Origin of the sequence: Mesorhizobium sp. M1A.T.Ca.IN.004.03.1.1, assembly GCF_003997555.1 — a bacterium.
Taxonomy (GTDB): Bacteria; Pseudomonadota; Alphaproteobacteria; order Rhizobiales; family Rhizobiaceae; genus Mesorhizobium.
In genome coordinates, this window is the sequence record NZ_RZTV01000238.1 from 1 (window position 1) to 278 (window position 278).

The following is a 278-nucleotide window of genomic DNA, read 5'->3' on the forward strand; positions in this document are numbered from 1 at the left end:
CTCCCGCTGAGCAACGTCCGTCGCCTGGGCAGCGCCAGATATCGCCTCGTCCGAGTGCAGCAGCACGTCCGACCCCGGCCGCCGGGCCGCAGCCGGCAATCCCGGACGGCGAGGCCGTGCAGCAGGCGCGTTTCGTCGCCGAAGCCGCACGGTCGCTCAGCGAGCTGAAGACCGCAATCGAATCCTTCAACGGCTGCAATCTCAAGCACAGCGCCCGCTCGACCATCTTTGCCAGCGGCGACCCCGGCAGCGGCATCATGGTGATCGGCTCGGCGCCG

At 69.8% G+C, this 278-nt stretch carries 1 pseudogene; it reads left to right on the top strand.

What is annotated here, in order from left to right:
- Positions 1-278, top strand: a pseudogene (locus tag EOD29_RS31505) (uracil-DNA glycosylase); the annotation flags it as partial.